The 19,538-nt window shown below is 59.4% G+C and carries 17 protein-coding genes and 1 tRNA gene; 8 read left to right on the top strand and 10 right to left on the bottom strand.

Going from position 1 to position 19,538, the window contains the following annotated elements:
- Positions 1 to 67 precede the first annotated feature (67 nt).
- Positions 68 to 961 (top strand): alpha/beta fold hydrolase, encoded by an 894-nt coding sequence (locus AC13QY_RS18700; protein ID WP_113333819.1) that lies wholly within the window; start codon positions 68 to 70, stop codon positions 959 to 961.
- Between the two features lie 125 nt (positions 962 to 1,086).
- On the opposite strand, the gene AC13QY_RS18705 is transcribed toward AC13QY_RS18700, so the two are convergent.
- From AC13QY_RS18705 to AC13QY_RS18720, 4 genes are all read right to left on the bottom strand, one after another.
- Positions 1,087 to 2,154, bottom strand: a complete 1,068-nt coding sequence (locus tag AC13QY_RS18705; protein ID WP_112723018.1) for a porin — start codon at positions 2,152 to 2,154, stop codon at positions 1,087 to 1,089.
- Positions 2,155 to 2,601: 447 nt separating this feature from the next.
- Positions 2,602 to 3,663: a porin gene (locus AC13QY_RS18710; protein WP_113333818.1), complete on the bottom strand. Its 1,062-nt coding sequence runs from the start codon at positions 3,661 to 3,663 to the stop codon at positions 2,602 to 2,604.
- 541 nt (positions 3,664 to 4,204) lie between these two features.
- The gene (locus AC13QY_RS18715; protein WP_269244456.1) at positions 4,205 to 4,489 is read right to left on the bottom strand and encodes an Atu4866 domain-containing protein; all 285 of its coding nucleotides are present in this window, start codon (positions 4,487 to 4,489) and stop codon (positions 4,205 to 4,207) included.
- Between the two features lie 35 nt (positions 4,490 to 4,524).
- Positions 4,525 to 5,253 (bottom strand): SDR family oxidoreductase, encoded by a 729-nt coding sequence (locus AC13QY_RS18720; RefSeq protein ID WP_113354066.1) that lies wholly within the window; start codon positions 5,251 to 5,253, stop codon positions 4,525 to 4,527.
- Between the two features lie 118 nt (positions 5,254 to 5,371).
- On the opposite strand from AC13QY_RS18720, the gene AC13QY_RS18725 reads away from it, so the two are divergent.
- The gene (locus tag AC13QY_RS18725) at positions 5,372 to 6,286 is read left to right on the top strand and encodes a LysR family transcriptional regulator (RefSeq protein ID WP_113354065.1); all 915 of its coding nucleotides are present in this window, start codon (positions 5,372 to 5,374) and stop codon (positions 6,284 to 6,286) included.
- Between the two features lie 70 nt (positions 6,287 to 6,356).
- Here the strand turns inward: AC13QY_RS18725 and AC13QY_RS18730 are convergent.
- The 3 genes from AC13QY_RS18730 to AC13QY_RS18740 form a co-directional block, all read right to left on the bottom strand.
- Positions 6,357 to 6,446 (bottom strand) — tRNA-Ser (locus AC13QY_RS18730).
- A gap of 129 nt (positions 6,447 to 6,575) precedes the next feature.
- Complete coding sequence (locus AC13QY_RS18735; RefSeq protein WP_113354064.1) at positions 6,576 to 7,793, bottom strand: NAD(P)/FAD-dependent oxidoreductase; 1,218 nt, start codon at positions 7,791 to 7,793, stop codon at positions 6,576 to 6,578.
- Between the two features lie 136 nt (positions 7,794 to 7,929).
- A complete protein-coding gene (locus AC13QY_RS18740; protein WP_488493783.1) occupies positions 7,930 to 9,048 on the bottom strand; it encodes a Gfo/Idh/MocA family protein in 1,119 nt (372 codons plus the stop codon).
- Between the two features lie 233 nt (positions 9,049 to 9,281).
- Here AC13QY_RS18740 and AC13QY_RS18745 point away from each other — a divergent pair, with 233 nt between their 5' ends.
- From AC13QY_RS18745 to iolB, 5 genes are all read left to right on the top strand, one after another.
- Positions 9,282 to 10,154 (top strand): MurR/RpiR family transcriptional regulator, encoded by an 873-nt coding sequence (locus AC13QY_RS18745; RefSeq protein ID WP_113333813.1) that lies wholly within the window; start codon positions 9,282 to 9,284, stop codon positions 10,152 to 10,154.
- A 179-nt stretch (positions 10,155 to 10,333) separates the two neighbouring features.
- Complete coding sequence (locus tag AC13QY_RS18750; protein WP_113333812.1) at positions 10,334 to 12,268, top strand: bifunctional 5-dehydro-2-deoxygluconokinase/5-dehydro-2-deoxyphosphogluconate aldolase; 1,935 nt, start codon at positions 10,334 to 10,336, stop codon at positions 12,266 to 12,268.
- Between the two features lie 25 nt (positions 12,269 to 12,293).
- Positions 12,294 to 14,144 (top strand): 3D-(3,5/4)-trihydroxycyclohexane-1,2-dione acylhydrolase (decyclizing), encoded by a 1,851-nt coding sequence (iolD, locus tag AC13QY_RS18755; RefSeq protein ID WP_488493784.1) that lies wholly within the window; start codon positions 12,294 to 12,296, stop codon positions 14,142 to 14,144.
- 63 nt (positions 14,145 to 14,207) lie between these two features.
- Positions 14,208 to 15,125, top strand: coding sequence for a myo-inosose-2 dehydratase (gene iolE / locus AC13QY_RS18760; RefSeq protein WP_113390069.1), 918 nt, complete (start codon positions 14,208 to 14,210; stop codon positions 15,123 to 15,125).
- A 174-nt stretch (positions 15,126 to 15,299) separates the two neighbouring features.
- Positions 15,300 to 16,097: a 5-deoxy-glucuronate isomerase gene (iolB, locus tag AC13QY_RS18765; protein WP_152093515.1), complete on the top strand. Its 798-nt coding sequence runs from the start codon at positions 15,300 to 15,302 to the stop codon at positions 16,095 to 16,097.
- Between the two features lie 275 nt (positions 16,098 to 16,372).
- Here the strand turns inward: iolB and tnpA are convergent, their stop codons facing one another.
- From tnpA to AC13QY_RS18780, 3 genes are all read right to left on the bottom strand, one after another.
- On the bottom strand, positions 16,373 to 16,807 hold the full coding sequence (gene tnpA, locus AC13QY_RS18770; RefSeq protein ID WP_152093868.1) for an IS200/IS605 family transposase: 435 nt from the start codon (positions 16,805 to 16,807) through the stop codon (positions 16,373 to 16,375).
- Positions 16,808 to 16,959: 152 nt separating this feature from the next.
- A complete protein-coding gene (locus AC13QY_RS18775; protein WP_488493785.1) occupies positions 16,960 to 18,327 on the bottom strand; it encodes an MATE family efflux transporter in 1,368 nt (455 codons plus the stop codon).
- 64 nt (positions 18,328 to 18,391) lie between these two features.
- The gene (locus tag AC13QY_RS18780) at positions 18,392 to 18,826 is read right to left on the bottom strand and encodes a glyoxalase superfamily protein (protein ID WP_113330842.1); all 435 of its coding nucleotides are present in this window, start codon (positions 18,824 to 18,826) and stop codon (positions 18,392 to 18,394) included.
- Between the two features lie 309 nt (positions 18,827 to 19,135).
- On the opposite strand from AC13QY_RS18780, the gene AC13QY_RS18785 reads away from it, so the two are divergent.
- Positions 19,136 to 19,534, top strand: coding sequence for a PilZ domain-containing protein (locus AC13QY_RS18785; protein WP_173002491.1), 399 nt, complete (start codon positions 19,136 to 19,138; stop codon positions 19,532 to 19,534).
- The last annotated feature ends 4 nt before the right edge of the window (positions 19,535 to 19,538 follow it).

A 19,538-nucleotide genomic window follows, 5' to 3' on the forward strand; every position in this document is an offset into this window, starting at 1 on the left:
CGCAGTTGTGAAGGTTGAGAAAATGACGTTACATCACTCGTGATAGCCAGAGCACGAGGGATGACGCATGAGCAGCGACGACGAAAGCGGTTTTCTTGTCAGAACGATCGCAGCGGAAGATGGCCTGAAGCTCCATGTGCGGGACTATGCCGGTGACGAGACGACCACGAAGGCCAGAACACCCGTCTTCTGTCTGCCCGGCTTGACGCGAAACTCGCGGGACTTTCATCAACTGGCGCTGCTTCTGTCACAGGACCCGGTAGCCCCGCGCAGAGTGATCACGCTCGATGCCCGCGGGCGCGGAGCATCCGAATGGGATGAGGACAAATCTCACTACAATCTCATCGTGGAAGGGCAAGATGTCCTCGCGGTTTGCGCTGCGCTCGGGATTCATCAGGCCATCTTCATCGGCACCTCGCGCGGCGGCCTGGTCCTTCATATGCTAGCGGCCAGTCGGCCCGATATCCTCAAGGCGGTGATTCTCAACGATATCGGTCCAGTCCTTGAGAAGATCGGATTGGCGGATATCCGCGATTATCTCAACCGGGACAAGAAACCCGCCAATTGGGACGAGGTGATCGAGATCCTTCGGGAGAACCATGGCAGCGCCTTTGGCGCGCTTGACGAGGAGGATTGGCAGGACATGGCACGGGCAATCTATGCCTTTCGTGACGGCAAGCCGATTGCCGATTACGATCCCGCCATCGCAGCGCAGATGCAGGCACTCGACCTGGAGGCGCCGATTCCAGACCTCTGGCCGCAATTCCAAGCGTTTCAAGATATTCCACTGATGGTGATTCGCGGGGAGAATTCGAAGCTTCTGACACAGACCACAACAGACGAGATGGCAAGCCGCCATCCGGGAATGGCCATCAAGATCGCGAGAGGACAAGGACATGCTCCGATTTTACATTTGGGCGATGTTCCGGATGCGATCCGGCATTTCATCTCGGGGTTTTAACAACAGGCACCCGCGCACTATTCGACGTCTGGCCAAAGCAAAAGGCCCGGTTGGGAGACCGGGCCTTTCCTCTTCCGATCGGAGGTCTGACCAGAAGATTTATCAAACTTGTTCGGCGAACCGAATTAGAAGGTGCGCTGGAAGCGGAGGATACCAGCCCAGGTATCCTTGTTGACGGCGTCGTAGTTGACGTAGGTCACTTCCGGCTCGATCAGCAGGTCCTTGACGGGGTTGAACTTGACGTTCGTCGTCGCAGCGAAAGTCTTCAGATCGTCGTAGGCGAGCTGCAGGTTCCACTTCAGCTTGTCGTTGATCGGAACGCCAACGCCGCCCCAGACAGCCCAGTCACCCCAACCGAGACCAGCACCGCCGGCGCCGGCATACTTGTTGAGCTTGTCGCCATCAGTGTTCCAGCCGCCCATAACGAAAGCGGTGAGAACGCCGAAGTCGGCATCGACGCGAGCCTTAACCGCGCCTTCTTCAACGATGGAGTCATAGCCACCAACGACGCGGAACTGCCAGGCGCCGGCCTTGTAGCCAACACCGGCAACGACGTCCGGAGCGTAGTGGTCGGAGCTGTCTTCGCCGTTTGCACCGGTCGCGCCCGTGCCGGAATTGGAATCTTCGAGCGAGATCACAGCCGTGAAGCCGTTGCCGGCGTCATATTTGTAGGTGATCTGGTTCAGTTCGTCGGTGTTATTGATGCCGTATTCGATCACGTCGTCGTTGATGACGTCGCCGGCATAGCCGAGGAAGGTCGAGTAGACCGAATCGGCCTTACCGACGAGGAAACCACCCAGGCTGATATTAGCCCAAAGCAGCTTGGTCGTGGTGGCGTTGCCGTCATTCCAGTCCCAACGAACAACGGTATTGGTCTTCAGCGGGCCGTATTCGGTGTCGGTGGCAGTGTCGAGAGAGAGTTCGGCGCGGGTATGCCAGTAGGTACCACGGGCACCTGCGTCCTGGCCAGCCTTGTAGGCGTTGTACCAGCCGCCTTCGGTACGGACGCGGCCGCCGATCTTGAGGCAGGTTTCCGTGCCCGGGATGAAGAAGTAGCCAGCGCCATAGGCATCGCAGATGCGGACGTATTCCAGCGGCTCCGGCTCAGCAGCGACGATCGCGTCAGCAGCATGAGCACCGGATACTGCTGCCAGCGCAGCAGCGGAGCCGAGAAGAAGGCTCTTGATGTTCATAGTAACTCCAGTTCCAATATCGATTAGGTATGACAATTCACGCCGAGAAAATCGACGCGCCCTACCCCACCTGGTTTTAAAGTTGACCCCTGATCTGGGAGAACCAAGACGCTAAGTCTCGCTTCCGATTTGGAACCTACAGATCGTTTTTTTCAGAGCAATATCAGAGATAAACTATGAACAATTGTGACGGCGGTTTCAAACGCGTGCGTTGCACAAAAATCACGTCGCAAAACTGTCATACTGCCGGCACGTTAGCAGCCGAAAACTACTTCAGATTACTTGAAAGAGATGCGCAACCACGGGTCGATCACGCCGAAAAAGAGCATAGAGCGCTCTCAAGACTGAATTCTAATTGTCGATATTCTCAAATAAAGAAAGCCCAGCTATTCGCCGGGCTTTCCATCATCGTAGTGAACAATCTTAAATGACCGAGGTCAGATCAGATTAGAAGGTGCGCTCGAAGCGGAGGATACCAGCCCACTGGTCCTGATTGATGGAGTCCCAGTTGGTGTAGGAGACTTCCGGCTCGATGAGCAGGTTCTTGACCGGGTTCCACTTGACGTTCGTGGTAGCGGCAAAGATCTTCGAGTCGGTGTAGGCGAGCTGGAGGTTCCACTTCAGCTTTTCGTTGATCGGAACGCCAACGCCGCCCCAAACAGCCCAGTCACCCCAGCCGATACCGGCAGCATCGCCAGCGCCGTTCGAACCAGCATACTTGTTGAGCTTGTCGCCATCGGTGTTCCAGCCGCCCATCAAGAAGGCCGAGAATGCGCCGAAGTCGGCGTCAACACGAGCCTTAACGGCGCCTTCTTCGACGATCGAGTCGTAACCGCCGACGACCTTGAAGCCCCATGCGCCAGCCTTGTAGCCAACACCTGCGACAACGTCAGGAGCGTAGTGGTCGGAGCTGTCTTCGCCGTTGGAACCGGTCGCGCCCGTGCCGGAATTGGAATCTTCCAGCGAGATCACAGCCGTGAAGCCGTTGCCGGCGTCGTAGTTGTAGGTGATCTGGTTCAGTTCGTACGGGCCGTCATAGACCACGTCGTCGTTGATGACGTCGCCGGCATAACCGGTGAAGACGTTGAACTGCGAGTCCGTCTTACCAACCGTGAAGCCGCCGAGGCTGATGTAAGCCCACAGCAGGTTGGTCTTGGTGGCGTTGCCGTCGTTCCAGTCCCAACGGATGATGGTTTCCGTCTTCAGCGGACCGTATTCGGTGTCGGTCGCGGTGTTGACGTTCAACTCAGCGCGGGTATGCCAGAGAGTACCCAGACGAGAGTTCGGGTTGTAGGCGTCGTACCACTGACCTTCGGTACGAACCTTACCGCCGATCTTGAGGCAGGTTTCCGTGCCCGGGATGAAGAAGTAACCAGCACCGAATGCATCGCAGATACGGACGTATTCGAGCGGCTCCGGCTCAGCAGCGACGATAGCGTCAGCCGCATGAGCACCGGAAACTGCTACGAGTGCAGCAGCGGAGCCGAGAAGAAGGCTCTTGATGTTCATATTGACCTCCAGTCAAAGTTTTATCTCGAGAATGAAAACTACCCGAAGGTATTCCCTGTCCCATCCTCGTGTTTCAAGAAGTGGACGATCAATCGCCCTCGCTTCCGAGAGTGAAAATACAAGACGTGCACTGTCACGCAATCGACATTTTCGCGGAACAGGGGATTTGCGTAAGCCTTCCGCAAGTCCTGTTGCCGAAAGGACACAAGTCAGCAACACGGCGGCCGCAATTATTTATACTTCATTAAGAAACTCCTTAATCTACCGGCACTTACGCGCGCAGTGAAAATGGTCCCCGCTGATTGGAAAAAGGCATTCGAATGGCCTTTCCATGGCTAACCGGCGGATTTTGCTAGGTTTGGTAAGCTCTATATGACGCTTGCCTCGCCGACCCACCCGGGATCGACAGCCACTGGCGGGTCTGGCCCTCGTCCCAAAACGACGCAAGGACAGAGTGATTCCTTGAAATGGCCGATTCGACTGCGACGTGTAGGCATTGAGCAAGGCCAAGCCGCCAATGACCAGATATCGCCCTACATCGTCATTTCCTTCGATAGAGGATCATTCCGGCGTGATGAAGCACACCATCGATGAAATCGCCATCGGCGGTGAAACCGGTATCGTCCCAATAGTCGATATGATCGCCCGTCACCACGTAGCGCCCCTGATAGGCACGCTCACGGCTTCCCCGCGCTTCAATGTATCGGCCATTTGGCAGGAGTTCATGACGGATATGATTGTCGGCCGTCGTCCACATGCCGACGTAAGCATGTATCGGTGTCTTCATTTCGATTCGATCCTCGGAAAAGGCAGGCAGCGGGAACACGACGCCGGACAGGGTGAGAGCAAAGAGAGTGCGAATCAATGTGCCGCCCACGTCGGGCGAACGACGATCTCATTGACATCGACATCATCGGGCTGCTCGACGGCGAAGCGTACCGCGCGACCGATGGCGTCGGGCGTTAGCGCGACGGCCCGATAGGACTTCATCGCTTCGGCGGCCACCGGGTCGGTGATCGTCTCGGCCAGCTCGCTCTCGACGACGCCCGGATGGATGCAGGTGACCCGGATATCGCGGCATTCCTGGCGCAGCCCGTCGGAGATTGCCCGAACGGCATATTTGGTCGCGCAATAGACGGCGGCGGTCGGAGAGACCGCCAGCGCGCCGATCGAAGCGATATTGATGATGTGACCGGTGCCGCGTGCCGCCATTTCCGGCAGCACCGCCGCAATGCCGTGAAGCACGCCCTTGATATTGACGTCGACCATTCTGTCCCATTCCTCGACTTTCATCGAAGCCATCAAGGAAAGCGGCATGATGCCGGCATTGTTGACGATCACATCGACGCGTCCCCAGACCAGGCGTGCCGCCTCTGCAAAGGCGGCTACGTCAGCCCTATCGGTGACGTCGAGCCGGCGGGTCATGACCGTGCCGCCCATTTCCCGAATCTCGGCCGCCAATGCTTCCAATCTATCGATGCGCCTGGCGCCCAACATGACCCTTGCGCCGGCGGAAGCGAGTTCGCGGGCGATGCCCGCGCCGATGCCGCTGGAGGCACCGGTGATAAGAATAACTTTATCGATAGGCATACGATCACTCCTTGCTATGTGAACGGTTCTCTCCTGGAATCGCTACAGGGAGGATACAGAGCCTCATTGTCGTGATAAGCCATCCATTCAGTGACAGCTTGGAAAGTAATAATTACCAATGTGGCCTGATCTCAATGCTCTCTCCGTCTTCATTCTCGTCGCTCAAGAGCGCAATTTTCGCGCCGCTGCCGATAGGCTCGGCGTCACCCGGTCGGCGGTCAGCCAGACGATCCGGCGATTGGAGGAGAGCATGGGCATCGCGCTGCTGCAGCGCACAACCCGCAGTGTCAGCCTGACAGAGGCTGGCGAACGGCTTTATGCGGACATAGAGCCGGCGGTATCGGACATGCGCACCGCGATGGAAAAGACGGACGCATTGCGGACGCGGCCCCGCGGTCAATTACGGCTCGCCGTTTCATCGATCGCGGAGCGATTTCTCTCCGGCGATTTTCTAGCGGGCTTTGCGGCCGCCAATCCCGAGATCCAGCTCGACATCACCGTCACGGACGAGGAATTCGACATCGTCTCGGAAGGCTATGACGCCGGCGTCCGGCTTGGTGAAGTCATCGATCAGGATATGATTGCCATACCCGTCGCCGGCAACGAGCGGCAACTGGCCGTCTGTTCGCCCGCTTATCGCGATCGATTCGGCATCCCCTTGCATCCGAAAGAACTCTCCCTGCATCGATGCATAGGCTGGCGCCCTGCGCCAAAGGCTGTCCCTTACCGCTGGGAGTTTGCGGAAGAGGGCAAGGAATTCCGGGTGGAGGTCGCACCCGAGGTGACGACGAATGACATGGGCGTGATGATCAAGCTGGCTGTCGCCGGAGCGGGAATCACATTCGGGATGGAGGAAAGCTTTCATGACTTCATCGGCAGAAACGAACTGGTGCCGATCCTGGAGGAATATTGCCCCTATTTCCCTGGTTTCTATCTCTACTATCCCAATCGACGAAACATGGCTCCGAAGCTTCGAGCGCTGATAGCGTATCTGAAGCGCTATGAGGGCTTTGCGGGCCGAAATTCCCGATAGAAACTTGCTTTAGGATTTGGCAGCGCCAAGATCGTGGGCCGTCGTCTGTAGGGTAAGATAAACGGGAAAATGGCGGAGAAGATGGGATTCGAACCCACGATACCATTTCTGGTATACTCCCTTAGCAGGGGAGCGCCTTCGACCACTCGGCCACCTCTCCGGTGCGGCCCTGATAGGGCCATTCATTTATCGACGCAAGCGCTTTTTCGCGCTTGTGTACGTTCTTTCCATGATTCAGCAACAGGCGATTGCCGGCCGAACCATGCTCCGGCCGGCTCGAAAATTCACATCAAGCCAGCAGCTGCTTCAAATCCGCGGCCGGGTCGGCAAGGATCTCCCGGGATGGATTGGCGCCGGTTTCCAGCAGCTTTTTGCCGGTCACATAGGCCTTTGCGTCGTTTATCGCGTCGACGGCTATGAAACGACCCTGCTTGAAATACCAGACGGAAGCAGCACCCTCGCGCGCGCCGGGACGCAGAAGCGTCTCGTCGTAACCCAGATTGAAACCGGCGATCTGCAGTTTGACGTCATATTGATCCGACCAGAACCACGGCTTCGGGTCATAGGCCTTTTCGTTGCCGGCTATGATTCCCGCCGCGGCTTCCGCCTGGTCGACGGCATTCTGCACGGATTCGAGCCTGATACGGCCACCCTCCCATGGCAACTCCACGCAATCACCCATGGCGAAAATTGCGGGATCGGAGGTGCGGGCAAACGAATCGACGACGATGCCGTTGCCAACCTCAAGGCCGGCCTCCTTGGCAAGCCTATCATTGGGAGCTACGCCGATGCCGACGACGACGAAATCGACATCGATGGTAGACCCGTCGGACAATTCGGCGGCGGCAACATGGCCGTTGCGGCCGATGAGCTGCTTCAGGCCGGTCTTCTCGCGAATGACCACATCGTGCTTTTGATGGATGGCCCGGAAAATATCGGCCGTTTCCTTGGCCGCCACCCGCTGCAATATCCGGTCGCCCATCTCGATGAGCGTGACCTCAAGGCCGCGATGGCGCGCGACAGCGGCTGCCTCAAGCCCGATATAGCCGCCGCCGATGATAAGCACCCGGCGTCCGGGGCGCATCTCGCCGGCAAGAAGATCGGCATCGCGCTTGTCGCGGGCGAGATAGACGCCTTCGAGCGCGCCGCCGACGGAGGGCGGCAGGCGGCGGGGCGTCGAGCCCGTCGCAAGCGCCAGCGTCTCATAATCCAGCCTGGAGCCGTCCTGCATGACGATCTGCTTTGCGGCACGATCGATCTGCTCGACCCAGGTGGACACACGAATCTCGACATTATTGTCGGCATACCAATGTTCAGGCCGGAACAGCAGGCGATCAAAAGTCATTTCGCCGAGCAGATACTTCTTGGTCAGTGGCGGTCGCTGATAGGGAAGATTCTCTTCAGCACCGACGATGGTGATCGGCCGCGAATCACCCAACCCGCGCAATTTGGCAGCGAGCGCGAAACCCGCCTGCCCGGCCCCGATAATGACCAATCTGCCCGTCACGATCCGTACTCCATTGTTATTATGGCGAGCCCCAGTATGGACGCGCTCGTAGGATTCAGGGGTAACGCCTGCATCCGCAAGCGTCAATCACGACTGACCCTGCGCCCCGGATCGGGAGAAAGTTAGGCCGACAGGCTCAGCCTGATATTTCGACCCAGCGGCGCTCGTGGAAGGATTGCGCCATGGCGTGCACCGATTTCTCGATTCGCAGCCCATCCTTGAAAGCCACGACTGACGCGGCTTCGCCCGCTATGGCGCGGATCAGCTCTCGGCATTCGATGATCTTCAGATCGTTGAAGCCAAGGCCGTGGCCGGGCGCCGGGATGAAACGGTCATAGGGCTTATGCGCGAGCGCGGCCAGCACCTTGCGGAAACCCTGTTCGCTGTCCCTGCCCTCGGCTTGGTAGAGCTCGAATTCGTTCATGCGCTCCTGGTCATAGGAGATCGAGCCTTTGGAGCCGAAGATCTGCAACGCGATCCGTCCTTTGCGGCCCCAGGCGGAGCGGTTGGCCATGAGAACCGCGGAAATGCCGCCGCCAAGCCGCATCAGCACATTGGCAAGATCGTGATTTTCGACCGCGCGGCTGCCGCCATCCTTCAACGGCCGTTCGGCATAGGGTTTCACCATGTCGGTAATGACAGCTTCCACATGGCCGAACAGGAACCAGAGCAGCGAAAGCGGATGCACGGCGAAATCATCGAGAGCGCCATAACCGGAGGCAAGCTCGCTCTTCCAATAGAATAGGCCGTTCGGATCGGCCATGAAGTCCTCGTCCATCTCGACGCGGACGTGATTGACCGCTCCGATCGCGCCTTCCGCAATCAGCGCCTTGATGTGCCGCATCACCGGGTTCTGGATATAATTGTAGCCGAGAATGGCAACCTTGCCCGAGGCCTTGGCCGCAGCCAGCATGCGTTCGGCATCGCCATAGGATGGCGCCATCGGTTTTTCGCACCAGACATGCTTGCCGGCTTCAAGGGCTGCGATCGCCATTTCCGGGTGGAACTGGTTGGGGGTCGTGACCGAGACGACATCGACATCCGGATCTGCGATGAGCTCGCGCCAGTCGGCCGTTGCCTTTTCGAAGCCGAATTCGTCGCCGCGCGCCTTTGCCAGATCGGCATTGGCTTCGGCAAGATGCACCAGGCGCGGCCGCGCGACATCGCCGAATACTGTTTTGACCGCATTCCATGCCAGTGCATGGCATTTGCCCATATAACCGGTGCCGATCAATCCAACGCCCAACGGCTTCATCTGCTCTTCCTCCTCAAATCCGCTCCCGAAGTTGCGCAATTTTTGGAATATTTAGACCGTTTTGACAAGCACACTCATGGCATCGGCATCTCTTCCGCAGGCAGGAATTCATATTTACACGTTTAAAATCATAAACTTAAAATTATTCGTGCCGAACGATTCAAAATCCGGTATCGTTGGAAATATGGAACGTTTGTTTCATTACGGGCATTGGGGGAGCTAAAGGACGGTGCATGGACAACAATATCGAGACGCAGACCAAGGTACCACGCGACTTCGAAAGCCTGCGCAGCACCATTATAGAGCGCAAGAATGCCATGCCGAAACGGTTGGCCCAGGTTGCCGCCTTTGCGCTCGGCAATCCCGATGAGATCGCCTTCGGCACGACGGCCAGCATCGCCGCTGCCGCCGAAGTTCAGCCTTCCACATTGGTGCGCCTTGCTCATCACCTCGGCTATGAGGGTTTTTCCGATCTTCAGAGCATCTTTCGTGAACGGTTGCGCGACCGGACGCTGAGCTATGAGGAGCGGCTGGTAACGCTCGAACGCTCCGGCATCGAGAACGAAGAGGCCAGCATTCTCTCGGGCTTCCTCTCTGCGGCGAGCCAATCCGTCAACAAGCTCGCCGCAACCATCGAGACCGACACCTTCGCCAAGGCCGTCGACGTGCTTGCAGCGGCCGAGACGATCTATCTCATCGCCAAGCGCCGCTCCTATCCGCTGACGGCACATATGACCTATGCCTTCTCCAAGCTGAACATTCGTCACCAGATCGTCGCCTCGCCGAACGGCATCGACGGCGAGATCACCCGCTTCGCAACGGAGAAGGACGCCGCCATCGCCGCGAGCTTTTCGCCCTATGCCGCCGATAGCCTGGCGCAGGCACAGGATCTCTCCTCGCGCAACGTCCCGGTCATCGCCATTACCGATTCGGCCTTTTCGCCGCTTACCGCTTGCGCCGACTACTGGCTTGAAGTGGCGGAAGCCGATTTTGCGGGTTTCCGCTCGCTATCGGCATCGATGGCGCTGATCATGGCCTTTCCTGTCGCCATCGCCGAGCGCCGTCGAAAAGCTGCGACAAAAGCCGATAAAACGAAAATGGAATAAACATTCCGAATTGACAAAATCTCGGAACCAATGTTTCACTACAACCAAGATCACGGCCGCGGGAGATGGCTGCCAGATCCATAGCAACCGGGACGAAACGAACACCGGCACTTTCAATAACGCATGATCTCGGCGCAGGCTGAAAAGCAAAAGAGGTCATGCTCCGACGGGAGGACATCATGGCACACGACAATTCTGGCGCTGGGCCGGACGCAAAACTCGATGTGATCACCATCGGCCGCTCCTCCGTCGACCTTTATGGTCAGCAGATCGGCTCGAAGCTCGAAGACATCGCCTCTTTCGCCAAATCGGTCGGCGGCTGCCCGGCCAATATCGCCATCGGCACGGCGCGGCTCGGCCTGAAATCCGGCCTTATCACCCGTGTCGGCGACGAGCAGATGGGCCGCTTCATCCGCGAGCAGACCGCCCGCGAAGGTGTGGCCGTCGACGGGATCGCAACAGACAAGGAACGGCTGACGGCGCTGGTATTGCTCGCGGTCGAGGCCGAAGGCGTCTCGCCGATGATCTTCTATCGGTCAGATTGCGCCGACATGGCGCTGAACGAAGACGATATCGACGAAGGCTTCATCAAGTCCTCGGGCGCTGTTCTGGTCTCCGGCACGCATTTCTCCAAGCCCAACACCGAAGCGGCCCAACGCAAGGCGATCCGTATCGCCAAGGCGAACGGCCGCAAGGTGATCTTCGATATCGATTACCGGCCGAACCTCTGGGGCCTCGCCGGCCATGCCGAAGGCTTCGAGCGCTATGTGAAGTCGGATCGCGTGTCCTCCAAAATGAAGGAGACCTTGCCGGATTGCGACCTGATCGTCGGCACGGAAGAAGAGATCATGATCGCCTCCGGCGCCGACGACGTGCTCGGCGCCTTGAGGGAAATTCGCCGTCTCTCGTCCGCCGTCATCGTGCTGAAACGCGGCGCCATGGGCTGCATCGTCTATGAAGGCCCGATTTCGGACGATCTCGAAGCCGGCATCGTCGGCCAGGGTTTCCCGATCGAGGTCTTCAACGTTCTCGGCGCAGGCGATGCCTTCATGTCCGGCTTCCTGCGCGGCTATCTGCGCGGCGAGCCCTTGAAGACCTGTGCCACTTGGGCGAATGCCTGCGGCGCCTTCGCCGTCTCGCGCCTGCTCTGCTCGCCGGAATATCCGACCTGGACGGAGCTCGATTTCTTCCTGAAGACGGGCAGCAAGCATAGGGCGCTGCGCAAGGACGAGGCAATCAACCACATTCATTGGGCGACGACCCGCCGCGCCGATGAAATCCCGCTGCTGATGGCGCTTGCGATCGACCATCGCTCGCAGCTCGTCAGCGTCTGCGATGAACTGGGCATCGGCCATGACAAGATCGTCGCCTTCAAGCGGCTGGCCGTCGAGGCGGCGGCTCGGGTGGCCGACGGCCGCCCCGGCTACGGCATGCTGATCGATGAGCGCTTCGGGCGCGACGCCTTCTTCGATGCGGCAACCAAGAATTTCTCCTGGATCGGCCGTCCTGTCGAACTGCCGGGATCGAAGCCGCTGAAATTCGAATTCAGCCAGGACATCGGCTCCCAGCTCGTCGAATGGCCGCTCAATCATTGCATCAAATGCCTATGCTTCTACCATCCGGACGATCCGCAAGAATTGAAGGCGGAGCAGCAGGAGAAGCTGCGGACCCTGTTCGAGGCCGCGCGCAAGGTAGGACGCGAACTGCTGGTGGAAATCATCGCCAGCAAGAACGGACCACTGACCGACGATACGATTCCGAGGGCAATGGAAGAGCTCTATGCACTCGGCATCAAGCCGGACTGGTGGAAGCTGGAGCCGCAGGAATCGACGGCTGCCTGGAAAAAAATCGATGCCGTGATCGCCAAAAATGATCCATGGTGCCGTGGTATCGTCCTGCTCGGCCTGGAGGCGCCGGCGGAAGAACTGATCCGCAGCTTCGAGGCGACGCTGGCGGCTCCCTCGGTCAAGGGCTTCGCCGTTGGGCGGACCATCTTCTCCGATGCGGCCCGTGCGTGGCTCTCGGGTGGCATGAACGACGAGGAAGCGATTGCCGACATGGCCGGCCGTTTCCGGCAACTGACGGACGCGTGGCTCAAGACTCGCGGCCTGTGAGAATCTAGCATTTGGGAGGCGCCCGATGGGCAAGACGATCCGATTGACGATGGCACAGGCCGTCGCACATTTCCTCAAGAAGCAGATGACCATCATCGACGGACAGAAGCAGCCGATCTTCGGCGGCGTCTGGGCAATCTTCGGTCACGGCAATGTCGCGGGCATCGGCGAGGCGCTCTATCAGGTGCGCGAGGAACTGCCGACCTTCCGCGCCCACAATGAGCAGGGCATGGCCCATGCCGCCATCGCCTATGCCAAGGCGAGCTTCCGTCAGCGTTTCATGGCCTGCACGACCTCCATCGGTCCCGGCGCGCTGAATATGGTGACGGCCGCCGGCGTTGCGCATGTCAATCGTATTCCGGTTCTCTTCCTGCCGGGAGACGTCTTTGCCAATCGCGCGCCCGATCCAGTGCTGCAGCAGATCGAGGATTTTGGTGACGGCACCGTTTCGGCCAACGACGCCTTCCGCCCTGTCTCGCGCTATTTCGACCGCATCACCCGCCCGGAGCAGATCATGACGGCGCTGAAGCGCGCCATGCAGGTGCTGACCGATCCCCTCGATTGCGGCCCGGTGACGCTTTCACTCTGCCAGGACGTGCAGGCCGAAGCCTATGATTATCCCGAAAGCTTCTTCGAAGAGCATGTCTGGACGCAGCGCCGGCCGCAGCCAGATGCCGACGAACTTGCCAATGCCATCTCGCTGATCCGCCGCTCGGAAAAGCCCGTCATCCTCGCCGGTGGCGGTGTTCTCTATTCACAGGCGACCAAGGAACTGGTGGCTTTCGCGGAAGCGCATGACATTCCCGTCGTCGTCACGCAGGCCGGCAAATCGGCGATCGACGAGACACATCCGCTCGCACTCGGCTCTGTCGGCGTGACAGGCACCTCTGCCGCCAATGCCATCGCCGAAGAAACCGATCTGGTGATTGCCGTCGGCACGCGCTGCCAGGATTTCACCACCGGCTCCTGGGCGCTGTTCAAGAACGAGAAGCTGGCCATGATTGGCCTGAACATCGCGGCCTATGATGCGCTGAAGCACAACAGTCACCCATTGGTGACGGATGCGCGCGAAGGGCTGAAGGCGCTTTCCGCGGGCCTGACCGGCTGGCGCGCACCGGCATCGCTTGCCGAAAAGGCGACGAAAGAAAAGCAGATCTGGATGGAAGCCGCCGCAAAGGCCATGGCGACCACCAATGCCGCCCTGCCCTCCGACGCCCAGGTCATCGGCGCCGTCACCCGCACGCTCGGTGGCGAAAACAGCATTCTGGTCTGCGCAGCTGGCGGCCTCCCCGGCGAGCTGCACAAGCTCTGGCCGGCGACCGCACCCGGCAGCTATCACATGGAATATGGCTTCTCCTGCATGGGCTATGAGATTGCCGGTGGCCTTGGCGTCAAGATGGCGCGGCCGGAGAAGGATGTCGTCGTCATGGTCGGCGACGGCTCCTATATGATGCTGAATTCCGAACTGGCGACCTCCGTCATGCTCGGCCTGAAGATTACCGTCGTGCTGCTCGACAACCGTGGCTATGGCTGCATCAATCGCCTGCAGATGGCGACCGGCGGCGCGAACTTCAACAATCTCTTGAAGGATGCGCGCTTCGAGGTGATGCCGGAGATCGACTTCCGGGCGCATGCGGCCAGCATGGGCGCGATAGCCGTGAAGGTCTCGTCCATCACCGAGCTGGAACAGGCCATCGAGGCATCGAAGAAGAACGACCGCAGCTCGGTCATCGTCATCGACACCGACCCGCTGATCACCACGAATGAAGGCGGCCACTGGTGGGATGTCGCCGTTCCCGAAGTCAGCCCGCGTGCCGAAGTCAACAAGGCTCGCGCCGCCTACGAACAAGCCCGCGCCGCCCAGCGCATCGGCTGATTATTTCCGTCATTTTTCTGGAGGAGCTTCGGCTCCTCCAATAGCTTTTCAAGGAGACCATTGATGAAGGCCAAACTCGGCATGTCGCCCATCGCCTGGTGGAACGACGATCTTCCGGAGCTCAGCGACGACGTATCTTTGGAAGAATGCCTACGCCAGTCGCGCGGCGCCGGCTTCACCGGCATGGAACAGGGCCGGCGCTTCCCCAGCAACCCCGATGAGATGCTGCCGATCCTGCGCGCCGCCGACGTGACGCTCTGCGGCGGCTGGTTCTCGGGCACGCTCGTCAATGAGGAGCTTGCCGCCAACAAGGATCGTATCGCGCCGATGATCGAGCTGTTCAAGGCCGTCAATGCGCCCTGCATCGTCTACGGCGAAGTCGGCCGCTCGATCCAGGGCGATCGTTCCAAGCCGCTCGCCACCAAGCCGCGCCTTTCGGATGACGAGATGAAGGCCTATGCCCGCCGCGTCACCGAATTCGGCGAATGGTGCGCCGAGCAAGGCATGCCGCTTTCCTATCATCATCATATGGCAGCCGTGGTCGAAACCGAGCCGGAACTCGACGCCTTCATGCGCAATTCCGGCGAAGGTATTCCGCTGCTGCTCGATGCCGGTCACCTGGCCTTTGCCGGCGGCGACGTGCTGCGCGCCATCGACAACCACCACGCCCGCATCAACCACGTTCACGTCAAGGATATCCGCAAGTCCATCGTCGACGGGCTGGATCGCAGCCGGCAGTCCTTCCTCGATGCCGTCGCGCTCGGCGCGTTCACGGTGCCGGGAGACGGCTCGCTCGATTTCGGCGCCATCGTCCAGCGCTTCGCCGATTACGGCTATGAAGGCTGGTTCGTGGTCGAAGCCGAACAGGACCCGCGCAAGGCGCCGCCACAGAAAATGGCCGAGATCGGCCATGCCGAGCTGATGCGCGTCATGACGGCCGCAGGCTACACGGTGGAAACCGAAGGCTTTCCCAAGGGATAGCTGGAGCGCTTCCGCTTTTCTTCGAATCGCGAAAACGCTCTAGCTCTTTGTTTTCACGCAATTCCGGACGGAAAACCGCTAAGCACTTTTCCTGGAATTGCTCGAGAGATGAGCGCCCCTCGCCCCATCGAAGGATGGGAAGGGGCGTTCTCCCAAGCAATGGAGGAAGAACCCATGCCCAATCTCAAGGTCAAACCTGACGGCTCCCATGGCCGCGTCACCCATGTCACGCCCGAAAGCGCCGGCTGGACCTATGTCGGCTTCGATCTCCACCGCCTGAAGCCGGGCGAAACCGCTTCGGCCGAGACCGGTGATCGCGAAATCTGCCTCGTCTGGGTTAGCGGCAAGGGCAGCGCCAAGGCGGGTACGAAGGATTTCGGCTCGCTCGGCGGGCGCATGAGCCCCTTCGAAGGCGCACCGCATGCGCTCTATATCCCAGCAGGCTCGAGCTGGTCGGTGACCGCCGAGACCGATCTGGAGCTCGCCGTCTGTTCGGCACCGGGCGGCGGCTCCTATGAGGCCCGTGCCATTCCGCCAGGCACCCATCCCGCGCTCACGCGCGGCAAGGGAACCAACGTCCGCTACGTCAACAATATCATGCCGGAAGATGATGGGGCGGCACATTCGCTGCTGGTCGTGGAAGTGATCACGCCCGGCGGACACACCTCCTCCTATCCTCCGCACAAGCACGATCAGGACGATCTCCCGAACGAAAGCTTCCTTGAGGAGACCTATTACCACCGCCTCAACCCGCCGCAGGGTTTTGGCTTCCAGCGGGTCTATACCGACGACCGGTCGCTCGATGAGGTGATGGTGCTGGAGGATGGCGATGTGACGCTGGTGCCAAAGGGATATCACCCTTGCGCTGCCTGCCACGGCTATGATCTCTATTACCTGAACGTCATGGCCGGGCCGAAGCGCATCTGGAAATTCCATAATGCCGTGGAACACGAATGGCTGCTGAAGTCCTGAGCTGGTGGCGCTGTTCTCAACCATCCGCCCTCGTGCTTCGAGACGGCCCTTCGGGCCTCCTCAGCATGAGGGCTGACCTTTGCACCCAGCCGCTACGGGCTCATTTCTTCATTGCCTCTGCATTGCGATAGCGACGAGCCTGCTCCATCCTCACCCTGAGGAGCGAAGCCTCGAAGGGCGAGGATGGCCACAAGCTCCCGGAAAGTCATGACCTCCACCAGAGGTGGAGGTTTGAAACGCTGCGCTTGAACCGCTAGAAGCGGTATTGTTAGCGCTTAGTAGCTACGATTGAAGAGGTCGGCAAAGTCGGAAGCTTTGTCGGCCTTTTCCTGATGACGGATATATTGTCTGACGACCTGCTCATTGTAGCCCGTCGTCGATACGAAATAGCCGCGCGCCCAAAAGTGATAACCCTTGTAGCGGCGCTTGCGCGCATACTTGTTGGCAACATAAAGGGCTGTCTTGCCCTTCAAAAAGCCGACAATATGCGCAACCGAATATTTCGGCGGGATCGAGATCAACATATGCACATGATCGGGCATCAAATGACCCTCTTCGATCTGGCAGCCTTTCTGCTGTGCCAGCCGACGTAAGAGGTCTCCCAACTCACGCCGTACGTCCCCGTACAGCCTTTTCGTTCGGTATTTGCTGCCAAAAACAATGTGATACTTGCAGTCCCACGTCGCGTGCGAGAGCGTCTGCTCATCCATAAAACCTCCTTGTTCGAAGTCTGGGCCACCCCAGCGGTTCAAGCAGGAGGTCTCTCAACTACCGTGTAGAACTCGTCCAGTCCTCCACCGTAGGTGGAGGCTTATTATCGATATAACAAAGGGCCGCGCCCGAAAGCGCGGCCTTTTTCATGTCATGCGGGCAACAAGCCGTAGCGCCATTTCCGATCCCTGGCATTGCGCGACAGCACCAGCCAGGTCAGCAGAATCATCCCCATTTCTGCAAAGATCGGCGTCATCCATATCCCGCGTTCGCCGAAGACAAGCGGCAGGAGGAATGTCAGCGGCAGGGTGAAGAGGTAAGACCGTGACAGGCCAAAGATCGCGCCGCGTTTCGCATCGCCGATCGACTGGAAATAGGACGACAGGATGATCGCCTGGCCGAAGAGGAAATAGGCGCCGATCGTCCAGGGCAGGATGCGGCCGACCTCCGCGACGATCAGGGGATCGGCGACGAAGACCGAGCCCAGATGCCCCGCCAGCAGCTCGACGACGAATTCGACGGCGGCGCAATAGACCAGAGCCGAAATCAGGGCGATGACAACGCTATGACCGACGCGCGCCGGAAGCGCTGCGCCATGGTTGTGGCCCGATATGGTCTGGAGAGCGATGCTCAAGCCCAGTAGCGGCAGATAGGCGAAGGTCATGACACGGGTCACGATGCCATAGGCGCCGACGGTTGCGACATAATCGCCCTGATGCCAGATCGACACATTGAAGAGGATGGCGGCCGAGCTTAGCGAAATGCCGATGAAGCCGAGGCTCATCGGCGCGCCGAAGGCAAAGATGCCGCACCACTCGCGAATATGCAGCGCCATGTCGACCCCAAGCCCGTTCGGCCGACGCAGGCGATAGATGACGACGAGCGCCAGGCAGATGAATTGCGCCAGAATCGAGCCGCCGGCGGAGCCGACCACGCCCCAGTGAAGGACGGCCATCAGCAGCCAGTTTGCCAGGATATTCAGCAGCGTCGAGGCAAGCGTCACCAGCGTCATGAAGCCGAGCTTTCCTTCGCAGCGCAGCCCATCGAGATGCACCGACAGGAAGAAGCTGATCGGCGCGAAGGCGATCATGATGCCCATAAAGGCCTCGGCGTTGCGGGCAACATCGACATTTCCCGCCGCAGCCACGGCAATGAACTGCCGGCCCGCGAGCCAGTAGACGAGGTTGATTGCGACCACGACAGCGAGTGCCAGCGTATGGGCGCCGGTGAACACCGATCTCGCCCCATCGCGATCTCCGGCGCCGAGGCGGCGGGCGAGAATGCTCGCCATGCCGTTCGAAACCAGCGTCTGCAGCGCGATCAGCAGCATGAGCGCGGGAAAGATGAGGCTGACGGCGGACAGCGCGTCGCCGCCGACATAGACGCCGAGGAAATAGGCGTCGACGACGGCGAAAAGGCCGCTGACCGTGGTGATGACGATGATCGGCGCGGCCGTCCTGGCAAAGACGCCAGGCAGCCAGCCGGTGAGGAACATGTTGTTTTCGTTCGTGTGCGCCATGGTGGTGTCCGGACGGAATCGCTCGCAGGCGGCGAGGATAATGGTCTAGTGATGAAGGATGAAATCAGATGTCGAGAACGAGGTGCGGTATGCCGTTCGATGTCCGGCGCGGCGAAATGCCATCGGCGTCGACCTGGGCATTGATGCGCTGGCGGAATGCCGAGAAGCTCTTGAACTCCACCACATCGACAGGCTCGTCAAAATGGATCGTTATCCTGTAGAGCCCGCCCGACTTCGCCGACATCGCCAGAACCTTGCCCGTGAAGGGCTTGTTCAGATAGCGCCCACGCACGGCGGAACCGACATCGAAAGGCGCGTCCGGCCCATCGTTGGGTTTTGCGGCAAGCGCCGACAGCGTGTTCCAGTCGCGCAGCCCGTGTTGCTTGGCGATGAGTTCCAGTGCCGTCGAGTGGCTCATGTCGTCGCCGCGTTCGGCCATCGCCTGACGCAGACGCCGGGCCTGAGCCTTCAATTCATCTATGGACGGATACGTCGTCATAGGATCAGCCTTTGCTAAGGCACGCATTACGACCGTGAAACGGGGCTCGCATTACCGTCAGTCAGCATGCCCTGAATGGCCGTGACCTAAAACAGCGAGGACTTCACCTTGGATTTTCATCCGCGAGCGGCAGGCGCCTCGAACCGAGCTTTCGTATGATCGAAGCCGCTCCCGCTGTCAAGATGCGCCCAAATCGGCACAAAAGACGAACCCGTTAAAATTCTACCAATGCAATTGACGCTTCCGCAAAATCTCCGTGCAAGGTTCATAGAGTAACCGAGATGAATTCGGTCTGTTCTCCAACAGGGAATGACAATGCTTCGCGCAACCCATCTGGCGAAAGTCAAATCCGAAGTCTACGAACGCAGCTGGGAACGGTTCTACGTCCAGAGGCCGGCGCGCCTGGTAGCGGTTCGTCCCTGTCTGACGGGTATTTCCGTACGCAGCGCCGAAATTACCGACATTTCGCGCGGCGGCGCGAGCTTCACCGTCGCCACGACCGTCGGCCTGCCGACCCATTACTATCTGAACATCCTCGGTCTTGCCTACCGCATCGCCTGCGCTGAAACGAGCCGCAACGGCAACCGCGTCCATGTGCGCTTCATCAACCTGATCGAACCGGAAACGCTGCGTCGCGTCGTGCGCGCCGATTTCATGATCGGCAATGTCGAAGCGCTGGCTGCGCGCGGCAAGAGGCGGCCGGTATAAATTC

This window comes from Martinezella sp. CNPSo 3795, assembly GCF_057784475.1.

Coding starts and splice junctions, on each gene's coding strand:
- iolB (WP_152093515.1), top strand. CDS start 15,300: ATGCCCAATCTCAAGGTCAAACCTGACGGCTCCCATGGCCGCGTCACC.
- AC13QY_RS18720 (WP_113354066.1), bottom strand. CDS start 5,253: ATGCCTATCGATAAAGTTATTCTTATCACCGGTGCCTCCAGCGGCATC.
- iolE (WP_113390069.1), top strand. CDS start 14,208: ATGAAGGCCAAACTCGGCATGTCGCCCATCGCCTGGTGGAACGACGAT.
- AC13QY_RS18750 (WP_113333812.1), top strand. CDS start 10,334: ATGGCACACGACAATTCTGGCGCTGGGCCGGACGCAAAACTCGATGTG.
- AC13QY_RS18710 (WP_113333818.1), bottom strand. CDS start 3,663: ATGAACATCAAGAGCCTTCTTCTCGGCTCCGCTGCTGCACTCGTAGCA.
- iolD (WP_488493784.1), top strand. CDS start 12,294: ATGGGCAAGACGATCCGATTGACGATGGCACAGGCCGTCGCACATTTC.
- AC13QY_RS18780 (WP_113330842.1), bottom strand. CDS start 18,826: ATGACGACGTATCCGTCCATAGATGAATTGAAGGCTCAGGCCCGGCGT.
- AC13QY_RS18740 (WP_488493783.1), bottom strand. CDS start 9,048: ATGAAGCCGTTGGGCGTTGGATTGATCGGCACCGGTTATATGGGCAAA.
- AC13QY_RS18745 (WP_113333813.1), top strand. CDS start 9,282: ATGGACAACAATATCGAGACGCAGACCAAGGTACCACGCGACTTCGAA.
- AC13QY_RS18725 (WP_113354065.1), top strand. CDS start 5,372: ATGTGGCCTGATCTCAATGCTCTCTCCGTCTTCATTCTCGTCGCTCAA.
- AC13QY_RS18785 (WP_173002491.1), top strand. CDS start 19,136: ATGACAATGCTTCGCGCAACCCATCTGGCGAAAGTCAAATCCGAAGTC.
- AC13QY_RS18775 (WP_488493785.1), bottom strand. CDS start 18,327: ATGGCGCACACGAACGAAAACAACATGTTCCTCACCGGCTGGCTGCCT.
- AC13QY_RS18705 (WP_112723018.1), bottom strand. CDS start 2,154: ATGAACATCAAGAGCCTTCTTCTCGGCTCCGCTGCTGCGCTGGCAGCA.
- AC13QY_RS18700 (WP_113333819.1), top strand. CDS start 68: ATGAGCAGCGACGACGAAAGCGGTTTTCTTGTCAGAACGATCGCAGCG.
- tnpA (WP_152093868.1), bottom strand. CDS start 16,807: ATGGATGAGCAGACGCTCTCGCACGCGACGTGGGACTGCAAGTATCAC.